Origin of the sequence: Streptosporangium sp. NPDC000563, from assembly GCF_040299985.1 — a bacterium.
Taxonomy (GTDB): domain Bacteria; phylum Actinomycetota; class Actinomycetes; order Streptosporangiales; family Streptosporangiaceae; genus Streptosporangium.
In genome coordinates this window covers 1-18,152 of record NZ_JBEPDA010000047.1, presented here as the reverse complement: position 1 = coordinate 18,152, position 18,152 = coordinate 1, and the positions used below count along the sequence as shown (strand labels likewise).

Annotated in this window: 15 protein-coding genes; 10 read left to right on the top strand and 5 right to left on the bottom strand. The window is 68.3% G+C overall.

The window, feature by feature from the left end:
• Window positions 1-8: 8 nt before the first annotated feature.
• From ABT352_RS39940 to ABT352_RS39930, 3 genes are all read right to left on the bottom strand, one after another.
• Complete coding sequence (locus ABT352_RS39940) at window positions 9-953, bottom strand: ABC transporter permease (protein ID WP_350950272.1); 945 nt, start codon at window positions 951-953, stop codon at window positions 9-11.
• Window positions 946-1,884, bottom strand: coding sequence for an ABC transporter permease (locus tag ABT352_RS39935; RefSeq protein WP_350950271.1), 939 nt, complete (start codon window positions 1,882-1,884; stop codon window positions 946-948). Before ABT352_RS39935 ends, ABT352_RS39940 begins: the two co-directional genes overlap by 8 nt.
• A gap of 116 nt (window positions 1,885-2,000) precedes the next feature.
• Window positions 2,001-3,632: a peptide ABC transporter substrate-binding protein gene (locus ABT352_RS39930; RefSeq protein WP_350950270.1), complete on the bottom strand. Its 1,632-nt coding sequence runs from the start codon at window positions 3,630-3,632 to the stop codon at window positions 2,001-2,003.
• Between the two features lie 503 nt (window positions 3,633-4,135).
• Between ABT352_RS39930 and ABT352_RS39925 the strand changes: the two genes are divergently transcribed.
• From ABT352_RS39925 to ABT352_RS39910, 4 genes are all read left to right on the top strand, one after another.
• Entirely contained in the window at window positions 4,136-5,077 is a 942-nt protein-coding gene (locus ABT352_RS39925) for an ABC transporter permease (RefSeq protein ID WP_350950269.1), read from the top strand.
• A complete protein-coding gene (locus tag ABT352_RS39920) occupies window positions 5,070-5,921 on the top strand; it encodes an ABC transporter ATP-binding protein (protein WP_350950268.1) in 852 nt (283 codons plus the stop codon). The genes ABT352_RS39925 and ABT352_RS39920 overlap by 8 nt, the downstream gene beginning before the upstream one ends.
• 225 nt (window positions 5,922-6,146) lie before the next feature.
• Window positions 6,147-6,668, top strand: coding sequence for a YbhB/YbcL family Raf kinase inhibitor-like protein (locus ABT352_RS39915; protein ID WP_350950267.1), 522 nt, complete (start codon window positions 6,147-6,149; stop codon window positions 6,666-6,668).
• A gap of 102 nt (window positions 6,669-6,770) precedes the next feature.
• Window positions 6,771-6,950 (top strand): hypothetical protein, encoded by a 180-nt coding sequence (locus ABT352_RS39910; protein WP_329086969.1) that lies wholly within the window; start codon window positions 6,771-6,773, stop codon window positions 6,948-6,950.
• Window positions 6,951-7,135: 185 nt separating this feature from the next.
• Here ABT352_RS39910 and ABT352_RS39905 read toward each other — a convergent pair whose 3' ends face one another.
• Window positions 7,136-8,461, bottom strand: a complete 1,326-nt coding sequence (locus ABT352_RS39905) for a KamA family radical SAM protein (protein WP_350950266.1) — start codon at window positions 8,459-8,461, stop codon at window positions 7,136-7,138.
• 176 nt (window positions 8,462-8,637) lie between these two features.
• Here ABT352_RS39905 and ABT352_RS39900 point away from each other — a divergent pair, with 176 nt between their 5' ends.
• From ABT352_RS39900 to ABT352_RS39880, 5 genes are all read left to right on the top strand, one after another.
• On the top strand, window positions 8,638-9,210 hold the full coding sequence (locus tag ABT352_RS39900) for a DUF1707 SHOCT-like domain-containing protein (protein ID WP_350950265.1): 573 nt from the start codon (window positions 8,638-8,640) through the stop codon (window positions 9,208-9,210).
• Window positions 9,211-9,309: 99 nt separating this feature from the next.
• Window positions 9,310-10,386: a phosphate acyltransferase PlsX gene (gene plsX / locus ABT352_RS39895; RefSeq protein ID WP_350950283.1), complete on the top strand. Its 1,077-nt coding sequence runs from the start codon at window positions 9,310-9,312 to the stop codon at window positions 10,384-10,386.
• Window positions 10,387-10,518: 132 nt separating this feature from the next.
• Window positions 10,519-12,915: an HAD-IC family P-type ATPase gene (locus tag ABT352_RS39890; protein ID WP_350950264.1), complete on the top strand. Its 2,397-nt coding sequence runs from the start codon at window positions 10,519-10,521 to the stop codon at window positions 12,913-12,915.
• Window positions 12,912-14,666, top strand: a complete 1,755-nt coding sequence (argS, locus tag ABT352_RS39885; protein WP_350950263.1) for an arginine--tRNA ligase — start codon at window positions 12,912-12,914, stop codon at window positions 14,664-14,666. Before ABT352_RS39890 ends, argS begins: the two co-directional genes overlap by 4 nt.
• 143 nt (window positions 14,667-14,809) lie before the next feature.
• Window positions 14,810-16,396: a hypothetical protein gene (locus ABT352_RS39880; RefSeq protein WP_350950262.1), complete on the top strand. Its 1,587-nt coding sequence runs from the start codon at window positions 14,810-14,812 to the stop codon at window positions 16,394-16,396.
• 32 nt (window positions 16,397-16,428) lie between these two features.
• Here the strand turns inward: ABT352_RS39880 and ABT352_RS39875 are convergent, their stop codons facing one another.
• The gene (locus ABT352_RS39875) at window positions 16,429-16,821 is read right to left on the bottom strand and encodes a cell division protein SepF (protein WP_350950261.1); all 393 of its coding nucleotides are present in this window, start codon (window positions 16,819-16,821) and stop codon (window positions 16,429-16,431) included.
• A 202-nt stretch (window positions 16,822-17,023) separates the two neighbouring features.
• Between ABT352_RS39875 and ABT352_RS39870 the strand changes: the two genes are divergently transcribed.
• Window positions 17,024-17,812, top strand: coding sequence for a PhzF family phenazine biosynthesis protein (locus ABT352_RS39870; protein ID WP_350950260.1), 789 nt, complete (start codon window positions 17,024-17,026; stop codon window positions 17,810-17,812).
• The last annotated feature ends 340 nt before the right edge of the window (window positions 17,813-18,152 follow it).

Here is an 18,152-nt window from a genome sequence, read left to right as displayed (position 1 = left end):
GCTCCCCCTTACCGCAGCTTCGGGTCGAGGGCGTCGCGGACCGCGTCGCCCAGCATGATGAAGGCGAGCACCGTCAGGCTCAGGAACAGCGCCGGGAAGAGCAGCGCCCACGGAGCCTCCAGGAAGCGCTCCCTCGCGTCGGAGATCATGAGTCCCCACGAGATGTCCGGCGAGCGCAGGCCCACGCCGAGGAAGGACAGACCTGCTTCGGCGGCGATGAAGTAGCCCAGGTTGATCGTGGCGACCACGATCACCGAGGCGATCGCGTTCGGCAGGATGTGCCGGAACATGATCCGCGACGCGGAGGCGCCGAGCGCCCTCGCCGCGAGCACGTAGTCCTGGCTCTTGGCGGTGATCACCGCCGCCCTCATGATCCGGTACGTCATCGGCCAGGTCAGCACGGCGAGCGCGAGCATGACGGTCCACACGTTGCCCGTGCGGAACACCGCCAGGATGAGCAGGGCGCCCAGGATCGACGGGATCGCGAAGAAGATCTCGGTGATCCGGGAGAGCAGGGTGTCCAGCGCGCCGCCGGTGAACCCGGCGAACAGGCCGAGCAGGCCGCCCACCAGCGCGGTGACGATCGTGGTGGCCAGACCGACCACGATCGAGTTGCGGGCGCCGTAGACGGTGCGGGCGTAGATGTCGCAGCCCAGGTTGTCCGTGCCGAACCAGTGGGCCTCGCTCATGCCCAGCCGGGCGTCGCCGAGTTGGCAACTCCTGGCGTCGAACGGGTTCACCGAGGTGAACAGCGAGGGGAACGCCGCCATCACGACCAGGACGGCGATGAGGATGGACGCTCCGATGAAGAGCGGGCGGCGGCGCAGGTCGTACCAGGCGTCGCCCCACAGGCTCGCGGCCTTGGGCGCCTTCGCGCCTCTGGCGCCCCTGCGCGGTTTGCCGTGCTTGGGGCCCCCGGTCTTCCCTCCGGCCGGGACAAGGGTGTCACTCATAGCGGATCCTCGGGTCGAGCACGGCGTAGAGCAGGTCGACGACCAGGTTGGCCAGGATGTAGATCAGCACCAGGACGGTCACGATGCCGACGACCACGGGCTGCTCGCGCAGATATACGGAGCTGAACAGCTGCTGGCCGATCCCCGGCAGGTTGAAGATCGTCTCGGTGATCACCGCGCCGCCCATCAGCACGCCGAGATCGGCGCCCAGGTAGGTGACGAGCGGGATCAGCGCGTTGCGCAGCGCGTGCCGCCCGACGATCCGCTTCCGGGGCAGGCCCTTCGCGACCGCGGTGCGGATGTAGTCGGCGCGCAGGATCTCCACCAGGCTGTTCCTCGCGAGCCGGGTGAGGTAGGCGATCGACGTCCCCGCGAGCACGAAGCCGGGCAGCAGGTAGCTGCGCCAGCCCTCCGTCACGCCCGCGACGGGGAAGAGGTCGATCCCCGCCTGCTTGAGCTTCACCCCCAGCAGCAGCTGGAGCACGAAGCCGGTGACGAGGGTGGGGATGGAGATCAGCACCAGGGTGGAGGCGAGGATCATCGAGTCGCCGGCCCTGCCCTGGCGCAGCGCCGCGTACAGGCCGAGCCCCACGCCGATGACCGCCTCCATCACCAGGGCGGTCGCCGCCAGGTTGATGGTCACCTGGAACTTGCCGGCCATGATCTCGCCGACTCCGACACCGGCGAAGGTGGTGCCGAAGTCACCGCCGAACAGGCCGGTGATGTAGTACCAGTACTGCACCAGGAACGGATCGTTCAGGTGATACTGCTCGCGCAGGATGGCGACGATGTTGGGGTCTATGCGCTTCTCGCCGGCCAGCGCCGCGATGGGGTCGCCGGGCAGCGCGAAGACGATGGCGTAGATGAGCAGGGTGGCGCCCAGCAGCACCGGTATCGACTGGATCAGGCGCCTGAGGATGTAACGGCCCATTCGTGTCTCCCGTAGGTGCCCGGGACGATCTCGCGGACCGGCGGGTCGCGCGGTGCCGCGAGATCGTCCCGGGCGGCCGGTGGGGCCGGGCTCCCGCCCGGCCCCTCAGCCGTTCGTCAGCCGGTCTTCTCGACCTCGGCCCACTCGATCTGGTTGAGAAGGTTGATCTTGACGCCCTTGACATGCTGGGAGAACGCGGCGTTGGTCCGGTAGAAGTACACCGGAATGTAGGGAAGTTCCTTGATCAGGATGTCGTCGGCCTGCTGGTAGAACTTCAGGCCCTCCTCCTGCGTCGGGGCGGTGTCACCCTTGGACAGGAGCTCGTCGAACTCCTTGTTCGACCAGCCGGCGTAGTTGGAGCCGGTCTTGATCGCGACACTGGAGAAGATCGGGGTCAGGTAGTTCTCCGCCGACGGGTAGTCGATCGCCCAGCCCATCCGGAACATACCGCCGTAGGACTTCTTTTCGAGCTCGTCGAGGATCGAGGCGAACTTCTCGAAGGGCTTCACCGTCACCTCGATGCCCAGGTTGGCGCGGAGGCTGTTCGCGACGGCCTCGATCCACTCCTTGTGCGGGCCGTCGGTGTTGTAGCCCAGCTCCAGCGTCTTGGGACCGTTGTTCTCCGCGTACTGCGCCTTGGCCTTGTCGGGGTCATAGCCGCAGGCCGCGCAGGCGCCGGCGCGGTAGCCGTCGAGGAGGGGGTTGATGAAGTCGTCGGCCGGGGCGCGCGTGCCGGAGAAGACCTTCTCCGCGATGGTCTTGCGGTCGATGGCCATGGAGATGGCCTCGCGAACCTTCACGTTCGCGTACGTCTTGTTGTACTGCATCGGGAAGCCGATGTAGCCGACGCCGGCGTCCGCCTCGTCCATGTAGCGCTCGCCGAGCTCGGACTTCGCCCTCGCGATCGCCGACGGGGGCAGCGAGTCGTGGATGTCGAGGTTGCCCGCGGCCAGGTCGTTGAACGCGGTCTCCGGGCTCGTGTAGAGCTTGAACTGGAGCTTGGCGAACTTCGGCTTCGTCCCGGCGAAGGCGTCGTACCGGGTGAGGTCGATCGTCTGGTCGGTGCCCTTGTTGTAGGGCTTGTCGATCTGGAAGTAGCCCTGGCCGATCGGCTTCCTGGCGTACTCCTCGGTGATCTTACCGTCGGGGCCGAAGGCCGCCTTGGGCAGCGGGTAGAACGCCGTGTAGCCCAGCATCGTCTTGAACTGCGAGAACGGCTTGCTGAGAGTGACGGTGAAGGTGCTCTCGTCGACGACCTTGAGGCCCTTCATCTCCTTGGTGGAGACGGTCTGGCCCTCGCCGGGGTTCAGGTCGGCCCAGCCGTCGACCCGGCTGAAGAAGCCGTTGGCGCCCTGGACGTTGTCCTGGTTGGCGGCGTAGTTCCACGCGTCGACGTAGTTCTGCGCGATCAGCTTCTCGCCGTTGTGCCAGGTGTAGCCCGGCTTGAGCTTGATCGTCCACACCGTGTTGTCCGGCGACTCGATCGACTCGGCGACCTCGTCCACGACCTGCTTGTTCTCGTCGTAGCCGACCAGCGGGGCGAAGATGGCGGCGAGGACCTCGGAGCCTTCGGACTCGGTGGTGTCACCGGGATAGAAGAGCTTCTGCGGCTCACCGAGCTCCATCCGCACGGGCTGGTCGGCCCCTGCCGCCCCACCGTCCGGGGACGTCGAACCACCACACGCGGTCAGCGCGAGGGCGAGCAACGCGGCGCCGGCGGTGAACCGGGCACTCTTGGTAACACGCATTGCGGTAAATCCTCCCTTTGCAGGCTTGCGTCGACACTGGGCTCCGTGACCCCGAGCACCGCGAAGGAGGATCTTGTGGTCCCTGCTTCCCGCTGCCGCTGTCCGGGTGCTGACGCCACACCGATCGCTCGCGACTATCCTCTACCGCTCCACACCGACTTATATCTGTGATGTTGCAGTTCGGTTACGCATTGACTGACTCACTGTCATATGTCTGTCAACTCAACGAGATCGAGACCTCGGATGTCCATGAAAACGACATCCAGGCACACGTAGGACGTGAACGGTCACGCCAAAATACCCCCGCGCCGACACTGATCGCATCCGTTGCCCTCCCATGACCCTGACCTGGGCCTGCGCTGACCCGACCGCGAAGGGCCTGGTGTCCCGCGGAAGAACCGCACAATTGCCCTGGAACCTGTTGCCCGGAGATCCCGTCCAATGTGTGCGGCGAACCCCCGCCGCAGGCACTTCATCCACTCGCATCCAATAGAGTCCTTGCCATGAGCCAGCCGGAATCCGCGATCGCGGACGCCCAGGCGGGCGGCCCGAGTAACGGCACCTCCGCCCAGGGGCAGGAGCCGCTGGCCAAGCTCGCCGCGCGCCACGGTCTTCGGCGTGCCATCGCACGCCCGAGTCTGCCCGTATACCTGCGCCAACTGTGGGAACGACGCCACTTCATCACGACGTACGCCACGTCGCGCAACGTCTCGAAGTACAGCAACTCGGCCCTGGGCCAGCTGTGGCAGGTCCTCACGCCACTGCTGAACGCGGGCATCTACTACGTGATGTTCGGCCTGATCCTCGGCGCGAAGGGGAACATCGAGAACTACCCGGCCTTCCTCATCACCGGGATGTTCGTCTTCACCTACACCCAGCGCTCGGTGAGCAGCGGCGCCAAGGCGATCTCCGGCAACCTGTCGCTGATCCGGGCCCTGCACTTTCCGCGCGCCGCGCTCCCGCTCGCCTACACGATCCAGGAGTTCCAGCAGCTGCTCATCTCCATGGGCGTGCTGTTCAGCCTGGTGCTGATCACCGGCGAGGATCTCACCCTCATGTGGCTGCTGGTCCCGGTCGCCCTGTTGCTGCAGACGATGTTCAACGTCGGTGCGAGCCTGGTGCTCGCCAGGGTCGGCTCCACCTCCCGCGACCTGAACCAGCTGCTCCCCTTCATCATGCGCACCTGGCTCTACGCCTCCGGGGTCTTCTTCTCCATCGAGGACAAGGTCGTGGGCCCCAACGGCGCCGGTCTCCCCCAGTGGGTCGCCGACGTCATGTACTTCAACCCCGCCGCCGCGTACATCGAGCTCATGCGGGACCTGCTCATGCACACCCACCCGGCCCGCCCCTACATCTGGGGGGTCTGCGTATTCTGGGCGTTGTTCGCTCTGCTCGGCGGCTTCTGGTACTTCTGGCGAGCCGAGGAGAAGTACGGCCGTGGCTGAGTTGACCGAGGAGCTGTCCCGAGTGAAGGCCGAGGAGCCCGCCGTGCCGAGCACGGACGTCAGGGTGCACCCCAACCCGGAACCCGCCCCTGCCCCCGAGGGCGCCCCCACGGTCATCGTGGACGACCTGCACATCATCTACCGGGTGTACGGCGCGGCGAGCGACGCGGAGAAGGGCAACGCCGTCAACGCCCTCATGCGCCTCGTCAAGCGCCAGGGACGGCCGCAGATGAAGGAGGTGCACGCCGTGCGCGGCGTCTCCTTCGTGGCCCGCCACGGCGACGCCATCGGCATCGTCGGCCGTAACGGCTCCGGCAAGTCCACGTTGCTGCGCGCCATCGCCGGGCTCCTGCCCCCGCACTCCGGCGCCGTCTACACCGACGGCCAGCCCTCCCTGCTCGGCGTCAACGCCGCGCTGATGCGCGAGCTCACCGGCGAGCGCAACATCGTGCTCGGCTGCTACGCGATGGGCATGAACCCCAAGCAGGTCAAGGAGAAGTATGACGACATCGTCGACTTCTCCGGCATCGGGGAGTTCGTGCAGTTCCCCATGTCGACCTACTCCTCGGGCATGGGCGCCAGGCTCCGCTTCGCCATCGCCTCGGCGAAGTCCCACGACGTGCTGCTCATCGACGAGGCCCTCGCCACCGGTGACCGCGAGTTCCGGCGCAAGAGCCAGGACCGCATCAAGAAGATGCGCGACGAGGCCGGCACCGTCTTCCTCGTCGCCCACAACCTCGACGTGATCGAGGAGACCTGCAACCGGGTCCTCTGGCTGCACAAGGGCAAGATCAAGATGGACGGCGACCCGAAGACGGTCCTCGCCGCCTACAACAAGGTCTGATCACACCCGCGACAGGAGACCGATCACGCGGCTGATCGGGCGAGTCCGAGCCACGAGCTCGATCGGCGGCCTTCGATGCCACCGGTCCGATCGGCGATCACACACGCCTTGACCACAGCTCTCCGATCAGGCGGTCTTCGATCACAGGGGCGTTGATCGCTACGCGGTCCGCGGGCAGGGCAGGATGAGGAGCGACCGACAAGACGCTTCCATCGGAGGTGAATCGTGTCCACGCGGCCACCGATTCCATATGACTTCCTGCCCCAGGTCCCCGCGCTGACCGTCGAGAGCGACGACGTCCGCGACGGCGAGCGCATGGCGGAGACCCACGTTTTCAACGACTGGGGCTCCACCGGCCAGAACGTCTCTCCTCACCTGCGCTGGTCCGGCGCTCCCGAGGGCACCCTCAGCTACGCCGTGACGTGCTTCGACCCCGACGCGCCCACCGGCAGCGGGTTCTGGCACTGGTTGCTGTTCGACATCCCGGCCGACGTGACCGAGCTGCCCGCCGGCGCGGGTGCCGGTGACGGCGGCGTGGGCGTGCACGGGCGCAACGACTACAGCCACAACGCCTACGGCGGCGCCGCACCGCCGCCCGGCGACCCGCACCGCTACATCTTCGCGGTGCACGCCCTCGACGTGGAGAAGCTCGGTGTCGGCGCCGACGCCCCGCCCGCCGTGGTCGGTTTCAACATCACCGCCCACACCCTGGCCCGCGGATACGTGACGCCCGAGTACCAGAACTAGCGATACGGCGCGCTCCCGGGCGGGACACGAGGGGCAATGAACTGACAGCGTGTTCGGTGTTCCGGTATGATTCGAACGTTGTTTCGATCCAAGGAAGCCGTCATGGAGTGGGGGCGCGCGATGCGAGAGCTGTCCACCGCGATCGACCACCTGTCCGTCGAGGACCCGTCAGAGATTCCGCGTCTCCAGCTGACCGAGCAGCTCATCGAGCTGCACTGGCAGATGGCCAGACTCCAGGCCGAGATCGCCCGTCGCACCTCCGTGCGAGGCCCGGGACGCTGAGGCGACGGGGAGGCCGGGTCGGTGCCCACCGATCCGGCTCCCCGTCGCCTCATGGGCCTTCGGCTCACAGCCCTTCGACTCATGACCCTTCGCCGATGCCGACCAAGCCCCGCGAGGCCACCACGGAGCCCACCAGGAGGCAGGTGGACGGCGGTCCGCCGAGAGGAAGGCCCGCGGAGAGCGGGTCAGGCCGAGAGCCGCTGGGGGGTGGCGGTGGCGAGCTCGAAGGGGAAGCGGTCGGCGAAGGCCGGGCGCAGGTCGGTGAGCCAGACCGCGTTCGGGTCGTACCTCGCGAAGAAGGGGCGCCCGACCAGCTCGGGATCGCGCGCCTGGATGAGGTGGAGCACGAAGACCTTCTGCCCGGCGACCTCGGCGACGCCGTCCAGGCAGACCTTGCCCGGCGTGGCGGACATCGACGGGCCCCGCACGGTGCGGCACAGCCCGGAAACGCTCGCGTAGGCGTCCCTGAAGATCTCGTAAGCCCTCGCGAGCGGCACCGCGAAGTAGTCCTGCGGTCCGGTGTCGCGCTCGACGAACATGTAGTACGGGACCATGCCCATGGTGAGCTGCCTGCGCCACATGGACGCCCAGGTTTCTGGAGTGTCGTTGATCGACCGGATCAGCGGCGCCTGCGTCCTGACGACCGCGCCGGTGGCGGTGATCCTCGCGACGGCGGCCTCGACGATCGGGAGTTCCAGCTCCCTGGGGTGCGAGAAGTGCGCCATGAAGGCGAGGTTCTTGCCCGCCTCGACCACGGAGGCGAACAGGCGGAGCGTGTCGTCGCTGTCGGGGTCGGAGACGAACCGCTGCGGCCAGTAGGCCAGTGACTTGGTCCCGATCCGGATGGATTCGAGCTGCTCGACGTCGAGTAACGGCTCCAGATAGCGGCGGAGCACCGGCTCACCCATGATCATGGGATCCCCGCCGGTGAACAGCACGCTGGTCACCTCGGGGTGGTCCTTGAGGTAGCGGAGGAGGGCGTCGACGTCGTCGGAGGCGAACTTCAGGTCGGGCTCCCCGATGAACTGGGCCCACCGGAAGCAGTAGGTGCAGTAGGCGTGGCACGTCTGCCCCTGCTTGGGGAAGAAGAGCACCGTCTCAGGGTATTTGTGCTGCATGCCGGGCACCGCCTCCCCGGCGACGCGCGGGACGTTGAGGTCGAGCTGTCCGGCGGGGTGCGGGTTGAGCCCCGCCCTCACCCTGTTCGCGGCCGCCTGGATCTCCGCGTTCCCCGCCCCTGCCTCCAGGAGACCCGCCAGCGTGGTGACGTCCACCTCGGGCAGCATGTCCTCCTGGGGGAAGACCAGCCGATAGATGGGATCCTCGGGGATGGCGGACCAGTCGATGAGCTGATCCACCACGTAGGCGTTGGTCCGGAAGGGCAGCACCGTGGCCACCGCTCTGATCCGGAGCCGCTCGGCGTCGCCCAGACCGCCTCTGCGCAGCAGGTCGTCGAGATGTTTCACGGTGTAGGCACGGAACCCACGCTTGGCACCTTCGTTCAAGATCACCAGTCCTTTGCCGAGATTTTTGTCGCTGTCGCTGTAAACCCTGCCAGCCTTTCGCGCGTCACGTGCACGTTACATACACGACGTAAACCGACCTACGGTCGGTTCCATATCTCGGCAATTTCTTCTGTCCACGATGGGCATCGCGATATATCTTGAATAGCCGTACACTCGCAGTCATGACGTCCTACGACCCCGTTCTGCGCGCCTCGGACGCCGACCGCGACCATGCGGCCGCGGTGCTGAGCGAGGCATTCGCCGCCGGCCGCCTGACCAGCGTCGAGCACGCCGACCGCCTGGAAGCCACCTACGCCGCCGTCACGATGGACGACCTCGCCCCCCTCACCCGCGACCTGCCCGACGCCGCCGCTCCCACCCGCGTGGCCACCGTCGAGCGGCAGGAGGTCGCCGCCGTCTTCAGCAAGGTCGTGCGCGGCGGACGCTGGATCGCCGGACGGCACACCGCGCTGAGCGCCACCTTCGGCGCGCTGATCGTCGACCTGTCCGAGGCGGTTCTCCCCGGCAGGGAGATCACCCTTGAGGTCAACTCCTACTGCGGCAAGCTGATCGTCAGGGTCCCCCGCAACGCCCACGTCATCGACGAGGTCGACGCCCTGTTCGCCAAACGCGCCGTCTCCGGTGGCACGGGCGACGGAGACGGACCGGTCATCAGGGTCGTCGGCCGGGCCGCCTTCGGAAAGATCATCGTCTCGCGGGAGAGAAGCGACTGGAATCTCCCCGGCACTCCCTGATCGACCCGACGGACCGACCAGGTCCTGAGCCCGCCTACGATGCGGACAAACCATCCCGCACGAGGTGACCGCTTGCCTGAGACCCTTGCTCCCGGCGTCATGCCCATCGCCCTGGACGCGATGGGCGGCGACAACGCCCCCGACGAGATCGTGGCGGGAGCCGTGCGGGCGGTACGAGAGCACGGGATCTCCATCGTGCTCGTCGGCGCTCCCCGCCCCCTCGCCGAGGCGCTCTCCCAGCACGACGCGACCACCGAGATCCCGATCGTCCGGGCCGAGGAGGCCCTCGCCATGGACGAGGGCGCCCTCGCCAGCCTGCGCCGCCCGCGCTCCAGCATCGCCGTCGCCTGCCACCTCGTACGGCGAGGCGACGCCTGCGCCGTGGTCTCCGCGGGCTCCACCGCCGGGATCGTGGCGACGGGAAAGCTCCGGTTACGCGGCCAGCCGGGGGTGCTCAGACCCGCCATCGCCGTCGCCCTGCCGACCAGGCCCACCCCGACCGTCCTGCTGGACGCCGGGGCGAACGCCGAGGTCAAGCCGGAGATGCTGGTGCAGTTCGCCCACCTCGGCGCCGCCTACGCGGAAACCGCCCTGGGCATCGAGAGTCCCAGGGTCGGCCTGCTCACCATCGGCAGCGAGCCGGAGAAGGGCAACAAGCTCGTCAAGCGAGCCCACGAACTGCTGTCGGCGGCCCCCGGCCTCGACTTCGCGGGCAACATCGAGGGGCACGACCTGCTCACCGGCACCGTGAACGTCATCGTCACCGACGGCTTCACCGGCAACGTGGCGCTCAAGACCATGGAGGGCAGCGTCCGCTACGCCTTCTCGGAGCTCCGCGAGACGATCAACGAGAGCCGGACGGCCAGGGTGGGCGGCCTGTTGCAGAGGAGGCGCATCAGGGAGCTCTACCGGCGGCTCGACCCCGAGGTCCACGGCGGGGCCGTGCTTCTCGGTCTGAACGGCACCGTGGTCATCGCGCACGGCGCCTCGCAGGCGAAGGGAGTGAGCGCGGCCTGCGTGCTCGCGGCCACGCTGGCCCGGGAGGGCGTGGTCAACCGCATCGGCGAGCGCCTCGCCTCGGCCTCCCGCCCGCACCGCCTGTGGGGACACCCGCGCGTGATTCCGTCTCCGGTGACCCCCACCCAGGGCACCGTCTCCGGTGACCCCCAGACATGACACCACCTCCGGTGACACCCGCGCACGAGCCGCCTACCTGGGGTGATATTTCAGATATATCTGCACACACCTTCCACCGAATTTTCCGGCCCCGCGTACCCTGAGTCCCAGTCGATCGGGCGGGGGGACTGCGTGGAGCAGGTGGCGGAGCGGGGACTGACCTCGGCCGAGGTCGCCGAGCGGGTGGCCGCGGGGCAGGTCAACGACGTCAGGCGCCGGTCGAGCAGGTCCGTCTCGGCGATCCTCAGATCCAACGTCCTCACCCTTTTCAACGGGGTGATCGGGGCACTCTGGGTGCTGATCATGATCTTCGGAGAGTGGCAGGACGGCCTCTTCGGACTGGTGATCGTGGCCAACGCGGGCATCGGCATCATCCAGGAGCTCCGCGCCAAACGCACCCTCGACCGGCTCGCCATCGTCAACGAGTCCCCGGTCAAGGTCCGCAGGGACGGCGTCGACACCGACATCCCGCCCCAGCGGGTCGTACTCGGCGACCTCGTCCTGCTCCGCCCCGGCGACCAGGTGCTCGTCGACGGCGAGGTGGTGGACGCCGACGGGCTGGAGGTCGACGAGTCACTGCTGACCGGCGAGGCCGACCCGGTGCACAAGCGTCCCGGCGACCCCGGCGACCCCGGCGACGAGGTCCTCTCCGGCAGTTTCGTGGTCGCCGGGAGAGGCGCCTACGTCGCGACCAGAGTCGGCCGCGACGCCTACGCGGCCAGACTCGCCGAGGAGGCCAGCGCGTTCAGCCTCTCCCACTCGGAGCTGCGCGAAGGCGTGACGCGATTCATCAAGTACGTCACCTGGCTCGTCATCCCGATCGGCGCCCTGCTCACCTGGAGCCAGGTGAGCAGGCAGACGAGTGTCGGCGAGGCCGTCACCGGCACGGTCGCGGGTATCGTCACCATGATCCCCGAGGGTCTGGTCCTGATGACCAGCATCGCCTTCGCCGTCGGCGTGATCCGGCTGGGCAGGCGCCGCTGCCTGGTCCAGGAACTGCCCGCGATCGAGATCCTGGCCCGGGTCGACACGCTCTGCCTCGACAAGACCGGCACCCTCACCTCGGGCGGGATGGAACTCGACGAGATCCGCCCGCTCCGCGACGACCTGCCCGTGCACGAGGCACTCGCCGCGCTGGCCAACATCGATCCTCACCCCAACCCCACCGCCCTCGCCGTCCAGGCCCGATACCCCGACTCCCCCGGCTGGACCGCCCTCACCAAGGTCCCCTTCTCCTCGGCCCGCAAGTGGAGCGGAGCCGAGTTCGACGGCCACGGCGGCTGGGTCCTGGGCGCTCCCGACGTCCTCCTGCCGCCCGGCAGCCCGGCGTACGAGGAGGCGGGGGCGCTCGCCGCCACCGGCCTGCGGGTGCTCGCCCTGTGCCGGGTCGCCTCGCTGCGCGACCCCGACGACCTCGGCGCCGTCGAGGCCGCGGCCGTCGTCGTGCTCAAGCAGCGGATCCGCCCCGACGCGGCCGAGACCCTCGCCTACTTCGCCGAGCAGCGCGTCACCCTCAAGGTCATCTCCGGCGACAACCCCGAGTCGGTGTCGGCGATCGTCACCTCTCTGGGCATTCCCGGTGGGGAGCGCGCGGTGGACGCCCGCACCCTGCCGGACGACGACCCCGAGAAGCTCGCCGAGATCATGGAGACCCACACCGTCTTCGGCAGGGTCAGCCCGCACCAGAAGCGGCTGTTCGTCGGCGCGCTCCAGTCGCGCGGGCACACGGTCGCGATGACCGGCGACGGCGTGAACGACGTGCTCGCGCTCAAGGACGCCGACCTCGGCGTGGCGATGGGCTCCGGCAGCGGCGCCACCCGGGCGGTCGCCCAGATCGTGCTGATGGACGACGGCTTCGCCGGTCTCCCCTCCGTGGTGGGCGAGGGCCGCCGGGTGCTGGCCAACATCGAGCGGGTCTCCGGGCTCTTCCTGACCAAGACCTTCTACGCGATCGTGCTCTCCCTGCTCACCGGGGTCATCGGGCTCGCGTTCCCGTTCGCTCCCCGGCACTCCACGCTCATCAACGCGCTGACGATCGGCATCCCCGCCTTCTTCCTCGCGCTCGCACCGAGCAACGAGCGCGCCAGAAGCGGCTTCGTACCCCGTGTCCTGCGCCTGGCGGTCCCCGCCGGGATCGTCTGCGCCACCGCCGTCTACCTGTCGTACTGGATCGCCCAGAGCGGGTCCGCCACCCTGGAGGAGAGCCGCACCTCGGCGGTGATCACGCTGTTCGTGGCCGCCTGGTGGGTGCTGGCCCTGGTCGCCCGCCCGTACGTGTGGTGGCGGGTCGCGCTCGTGGCCTCCATGGCCGGGATGTTCGCCCTCGCCCTCGCCATCCCGTTCGTCCGCGAGTTCTTCGCGCTCACCGTCGCGAGCCCCGCCGCCGGTCTCACCGCGGCCGGACTCGGCGTCGCCGCCGGGGCCGTGCTGACGGGCGTCTTCATGATCACGCGATCCCGTCGAAGCGCGCCGATCCAGGGTGATATCCAATCGGTTCAGGACCGGCCAGCCGATACCCTTGGGACATGACCGACCCGCAGCTCGCACTGACCGAGCGCGTCCAGCAGGCACTGGCCGCCGCCTTCGGTGCGGAATACTCCGAAGCAGACCCGCTGATCCGCCCCTCGCAGTTCGCCGACTACCAGGCGAACGTGGCGATGAGCCTGAGCAAGCGACTGCGAAGGGCCCCGCGGGAGGTCGCCCAGGAGATCGCCGAGCACCTCACCGGCCGGGCGGGAGATGCCCAGGACGACCCGTTCCCCGGCAGCGTCGAGGTGAGCGGCCCCGGCTTCCTCAACCTCACCCTCTCCGACGAATGGATCGCGGCGCGGGCCTCGGAGATCCTCGCCGACCCTCGCGTCGGAGTGGGTCTGTCCGGCTCTCCGCAGACCATCGTGATCGACTACTCCGCGCCCAACGCGGCCAAGGAGATGCACGTCGGCCACCTGCGCACGACGATCGTGGGTGACGCGCTCGCCCGGGTCCACGAGCACCTGGGCAACAAGGTCATCCGGCAGAACCACCTCGGCGACTGGGGAACGCCGTTCGGCATGCTCATCGAGCACCTCCTCGACATCGGCGAGGAGGCCGCCGTCGCCCAGCTGGAGGCCGGAGAGGGCAACGCCTACTACCAGGCGGCCCGCCTGAAGTTCGACACCGACCCCGAGTTCAACGCGCGCGCCCGCGCGCGGGTCGTCACCCTGCAGGCCGAGGAGCCCGAGACGATGCGCCTGTGGCGCATCTTCATGGACGCCACGCTGCGTTACTTCAACAAGGTCTACGTCCAGCTCGGGGTGACGCTGACCGACGACGACATCGCCGGCGAGAGCATGTACAAGCACGTGCTCGCCCAGGTCTGCGACGAGCTGCAGGAGCGCGGCGTCGCCGTCCTCAGCGACGGCGCGCTCTGCGTCTTCCCACCCGGTTATACCGGCCGCGAGGGCCAGCCGCTGCCCCTGATGATCCGCAAGAGCGACGGTGGGTACGGCTACGGCACCACCGACATGGCCACGATCCGCTACCGGGTCCAGGACCTCAAGGCCGACCGCATCCTCTACGTGATCGGCGCGACCCAGTCGCTGCACATGTCGCTGGTGTTCGACTCGGCCAGGATGGCGGGCTGGCTGCCCGACCACGTCAGGGCCGAGCACATCCAGATCGGCAGCGTGCTGGGCTCCGACGGCAAGATGTTCAAGACCAGGAGCGGCAAGTCCATCAAGCTCGTGGAGCTGCTCGACGAGGCCGAGACCAGGGCCGCCGAGGTGCTCAGGGACAGCGACTACACCGACGCCGAGCGCACGAGGATCGCGCACGATGTCGGCATGGGCGCGGTCAAGTACGCCGACCTGTCGGTCAGCCACGACAGCGAGTACGTCTTCGACTTCGACCGGATGCTCGCCCTCACCGGCAACACCGGCCCCTACCTGCAGTACGCCCAGGCCCGCATCCGCTCGATCTTCCGCAAGGGCGGGGTGGACCCTGCCGAGACGACCGGCCCCATCGTGCTCGGCCACCCTGCCGAGCGCGCCCTGGCGCTGCAGCTCCTCGGGTTCGGCTCGGTCGTCGAGGAGATGGCGGAGAACTCGGCACCGCACAAGATGGCCTCCTACCTCTTCGACACCGCGAGCGCCTTCACCACGTTCTTCGAGAACTGCCCGGTGCTGAAGGACGACGTCGAGCCCGCCGTCCGCACCTCACGGCTCGCCCTGTGCGCGCTGACCCTGAAGGTCTTGGAGACCGGCCTGAGCCTTCTTGGCGTCCCGGTGCCCGAGCGCATGTAACCTGTCCACCAGATGATCGTCTTTATTGAGAAAGTGAAGGCGATCATCTGGCAAAGTCATGTTCGGCGCGCCTCCCTGCGGGGATGTCCGAAGCGCAATACGCTGGCGCGGTCATCGGTCACAACTTCGAGGAGCTCTCTGCCTTGAGCACGGACCTGACCGCGAACCTGAGCACGGACACCGCGAACCCCGGCAGCGACCTCACCGCGGACCTGGGCACGGACACCGCGAACGCCGGCACCGACCTGGCCGCGGATCCGAACACGGACACCGCGCCCCCCGGCACCGGGTTGAGAACGGGTTCAAGCATCGACTCGCTCCTCACCGATCTGGCCACCGGCATCGTGCCCATCGGGATGCCGGTGGACTTCGACGCCGACTCCGATCACTGGCTCACCCCGGCCGTCGAAGCGCTCGTGCTGATCACGCGTGGCGAGGAGTCGCTCGAACCCCTCGCCCGCGCCGCGCAACGCGACGAGCAGCGGACCGCCCTTTTCCTCTGCCTCGCGCTCGCCGTAGCCGGCCAGGGCGACCGCATCCACGCCTCATGGCTCGGCACCGCCTTCGGGGAACTCTCCCTGGAGCGCCCGGTGACCCACGGCCAGCGGGCGCTCTGGCTCGCCGCCGCCCGGGGGGCGTACGGCCCGGCGGGCAAGATCTTCGTGCTCCGCAAGCTCGACGCGATGACCGCCTCCCCCGCTTCCGAGCCCGACCGGTGGCTGCGCGCGCTCATCCCCGACGAGCCCTCCGCGGCCGTGTCACCGGCTCTGGCCGATTTCGAGGAGCTCGCCAGGCTTCCCGAGCTGGCCGACCCCGTACACGCCGCCGCCCGGCTCACCCACCTGCTCGACCGCTGCGCCGAGATCACCTCGGCCCGCGAAAGCAGGGGAGGCGATGGCGGCGTCGTCGCCGAGAAGACGAATTCCGTGAGCGGTCCCACGAGCGGCTCCGCGGCCCGGCCTGATGGTGACACCGCCGACGAGGCATCCGGCCGGGCGGGGGGAGCGAACCGTGACCTGGGTGATCTCGCGTTCATCACCGCCGCGCAGACGGACCGTTCGGGCGAGGCGTCCGTCGTGTGGAGCCAGGACGAGCCGCTGACCGTGCTCCGCCGGCTGGCCGGTGCGGGCGGCCCCGAACGGCCGATGAAGTCGCTCACCGACCATCTGCTCGGCGACCTGCGCCCCGGCTCCCACCCCTATCTGGCCGCGATCGCGCTGCACGTGGCCGCGCCCATCGTGCGGGCGGCGGGTGAGAGCCTCGCCGAGGCCACCCGCGCCGAGGCCCCCGAGTCGGTCACCATACCGATCCTCGGCCACCGTGTGACGCTCAGGCCCGAGGGCCCGGATCCCGAGTCGCTGGGTGCCGCCGAGGAGCGGATCACCACCGAGGGCGCTCCGACCCGCGGCCGCCCCTGGGCCGCCTACGCGCTGCTCGCCCTCGCCCCGGTGATCCTGGTGGTCGCGCTCGTCCTCCCCGTCCTCCCTCTCGCGCCGCTCGCACTCCTGCCGGCCGCCGGAGGCGCCTACAGGCTGTGGCGTAGGCGGCAGCGTGAGCGAGCCGACGCGGAGTACGTCGTCACGCGGCTCTCCGAGCTCAGAGAACTCGCCCAGGGCGCGGTGTGGGCACTGCATGAGTACGCCCACGAGTCGGAGGGCCGGATCAAGACGGCGACCTCGGACCTGGCCGAACTCATCCGCCTGCTCCGCAGGGGGCCCCGAGCGGGCTGACCGCCCGCGACATGCGGGCGGCAGCCTCGATGTCAGCCGTTGGTGATCTCCACCTCGGCGGGAGCCAGCAGGAAGACCTTCTCCGCGATCCGCTCGATGCGCCCCTCGCAGCCGTATGCCAGCCCGGCGACGAAGTCGACCATGCGGGTGGCCTCGGCGGTGCTCATCCCGCTCACGTCCATGATGACGGTCTGACCTTCGCGGAAGTGCTGCCCGATGACCGGTGCGTCGTTGTACTTCATCGGTGTCAGCATCACGATCCGCGAGGGCTCGTTCATCGCACGCCAGCGTTTGGCCGCGCGCTCCGAGGCAGACTGCCAGTCTTCCTCTTCGCCCTCGATCTCGTCCCCGTAGTCGTAGGACTCGTCATAGTGCTCGGCCCCGCTCAGGCCAAGGTAGCTCGCCACCTTGCGCACTGCCCCCATCGGCTCGTCCTTTCGCCAGGACCACGCCGTGTCCGGCCTGTCCCTACACCTTGGACGGTAACCGACGACATGAAGTTCGCCACGCGACACGCCCAGTGCTTATTTCCATTTTGTACGACTACCGCACTGGTCTGATCTCCGACTTTGCCCGATCTCCTGGCCCAACTTCAACCGATATCTCCAGCGCCGCTAGCATCGCGTCATGCTCATCTACACGGTCGATTCGTTTACCGATGAATTTTTCAAGGGTAACCCCGCGGGGGTCTGCATACTCAGCGATCCGGTTCCTGACGCCTGGATGCAGTCCGTAGCGGCGGAGATGAGACACTCCGAGACAGCCTTCCTGCTTGGAGCCGAGGACGGCGGACCGTACCGGCTCCGGTGGTTCACGCCGGTGACCGAGGTCTCCCTGTGTGGGCATGCGACCCTGGCCGTGGCGCATGTGCTGTATTCCACGGGAACGGTCCCAGAAACCCTCGAATTCTCAACGAAGAGCGGAATCCTGTCCGTGACCAGGGATAAATCCGGTTTAATCCACATGGATTTCCCGGCAAAGGTACTCCAAGCGACACCTCCTCCAGAGGGACTGATCGATGCGCTGGGACTTAAACCTGTTTGGACAGGAAAAAATGTTTGGGATTACCTCGTCGAGGTCGAGTCCGAGGAGGCCGTGCTCGCCACCGCCCCTGACTTCCGGGCCCTGGAGGCCGTCGACGCGCGTGGAGTCATCGTGACGGCTCGGGCCTCGCGGCCGGGCGCCGACTACGTGTCCCGGTTCTTCGCTCCCACGGCCGGAGTTCCCGAGGACCCGGTGACGGGGTCCGCCCACTGCGCCCTCGCGCCGTACTGGTCGGCCAAGCTCGGTTCCGACAGTCTGGTGGGGGCCCAACTGTCAGAGCGTGGAGGTGTGGTCCGCACGACCGTACGAGGAGAGCGGGTCGAACTCGCGGGAAACGCGGTGACCGTTCTTTCCGGCGAGCTCCACGTCTAGGGACGTGCGTCGAAGGTTTCGCCGCGCCCAGGCCGGCCCGGTGACCATCACCCCGTGAGCGCCGTGGGAACGTTGGAAACATGACGTCCGTGAAGCGAGAACGGCTTCTCCATGGCTCACGGAGGCCCGAGAGCTCCTCCCTGCCCCTGCCGGCCTGGAACGTGGAGGCTCGGAGCCCCGGCCTTCGACGTCTGGAGGCTCGGAACACCGCTTGAGCGCCGCTGGACCGACCTCGGGACCCCGCTGGGCATCACCGGACATCGCTTGAAAAAGGCCCTGGAAAGCACGAAAGGCCCCCACCAACGGTGAGGGCCCTACGTGAAAGATTGTCCGGCGGTGA

Bases quoted from the DNA above. Each gene is read 5' to 3' on its own strand.
- ABT352_RS39940 (WP_350950272.1), bottom strand. From the start codon at position 953: ATGAGTGACACCCTTGTCCCGGCCGGAGGGAAGACCGGGGGCCCCAAG.
- ABT352_RS39935 (WP_350950271.1), bottom strand. From the start codon at position 1,884: ATGGGCCGTTACATCCTCAGGCGCCTGATCCAGTCGATACCGGTGCTG.
- ABT352_RS39930 (WP_350950270.1), bottom strand. From the start codon at position 3,632: ATGCGTGTTACCAAGAGTGCCCGGTTCACCGCCGGCGCCGCGTTGCTC.
- ABT352_RS39925 (WP_350950269.1), top strand. From the start codon at position 4,136: ATGAGCCAGCCGGAATCCGCGATCGCGGACGCCCAGGCGGGCGGCCCG.
- ABT352_RS39910 (WP_329086969.1), top strand. From the start codon at position 6,771: ATGGAGTGGGGGCGCGCGATGCGAGAGCTGTCCACCGCGATCGACCAC.
- ABT352_RS39900 (WP_350950265.1), top strand. From the start codon at position 8,638: ATGACGTCCTACGACCCCGTTCTGCGCGCCTCGGACGCCGACCGCGAC.
- plsX (WP_350950283.1), top strand. From the start codon at position 9,310: ATGCCCATCGCCCTGGACGCGATGGGCGGCGACAACGCCCCCGACGAG.
- argS (WP_350950263.1), top strand. From the start codon at position 12,912: ATGACCGACCCGCAGCTCGCACTGACCGAGCGCGTCCAGCAGGCACTG.
- ABT352_RS39875 (WP_350950261.1), bottom strand. From the start codon at position 16,821: ATGGGGGCAGTGCGCAAGGTGGCGAGCTACCTTGGCCTGAGCGGGGCC.
- ABT352_RS39870 (WP_350950260.1), top strand. From the start codon at position 17,024: ATGCTCATCTACACGGTCGATTCGTTTACCGATGAATTTTTCAAGGGT.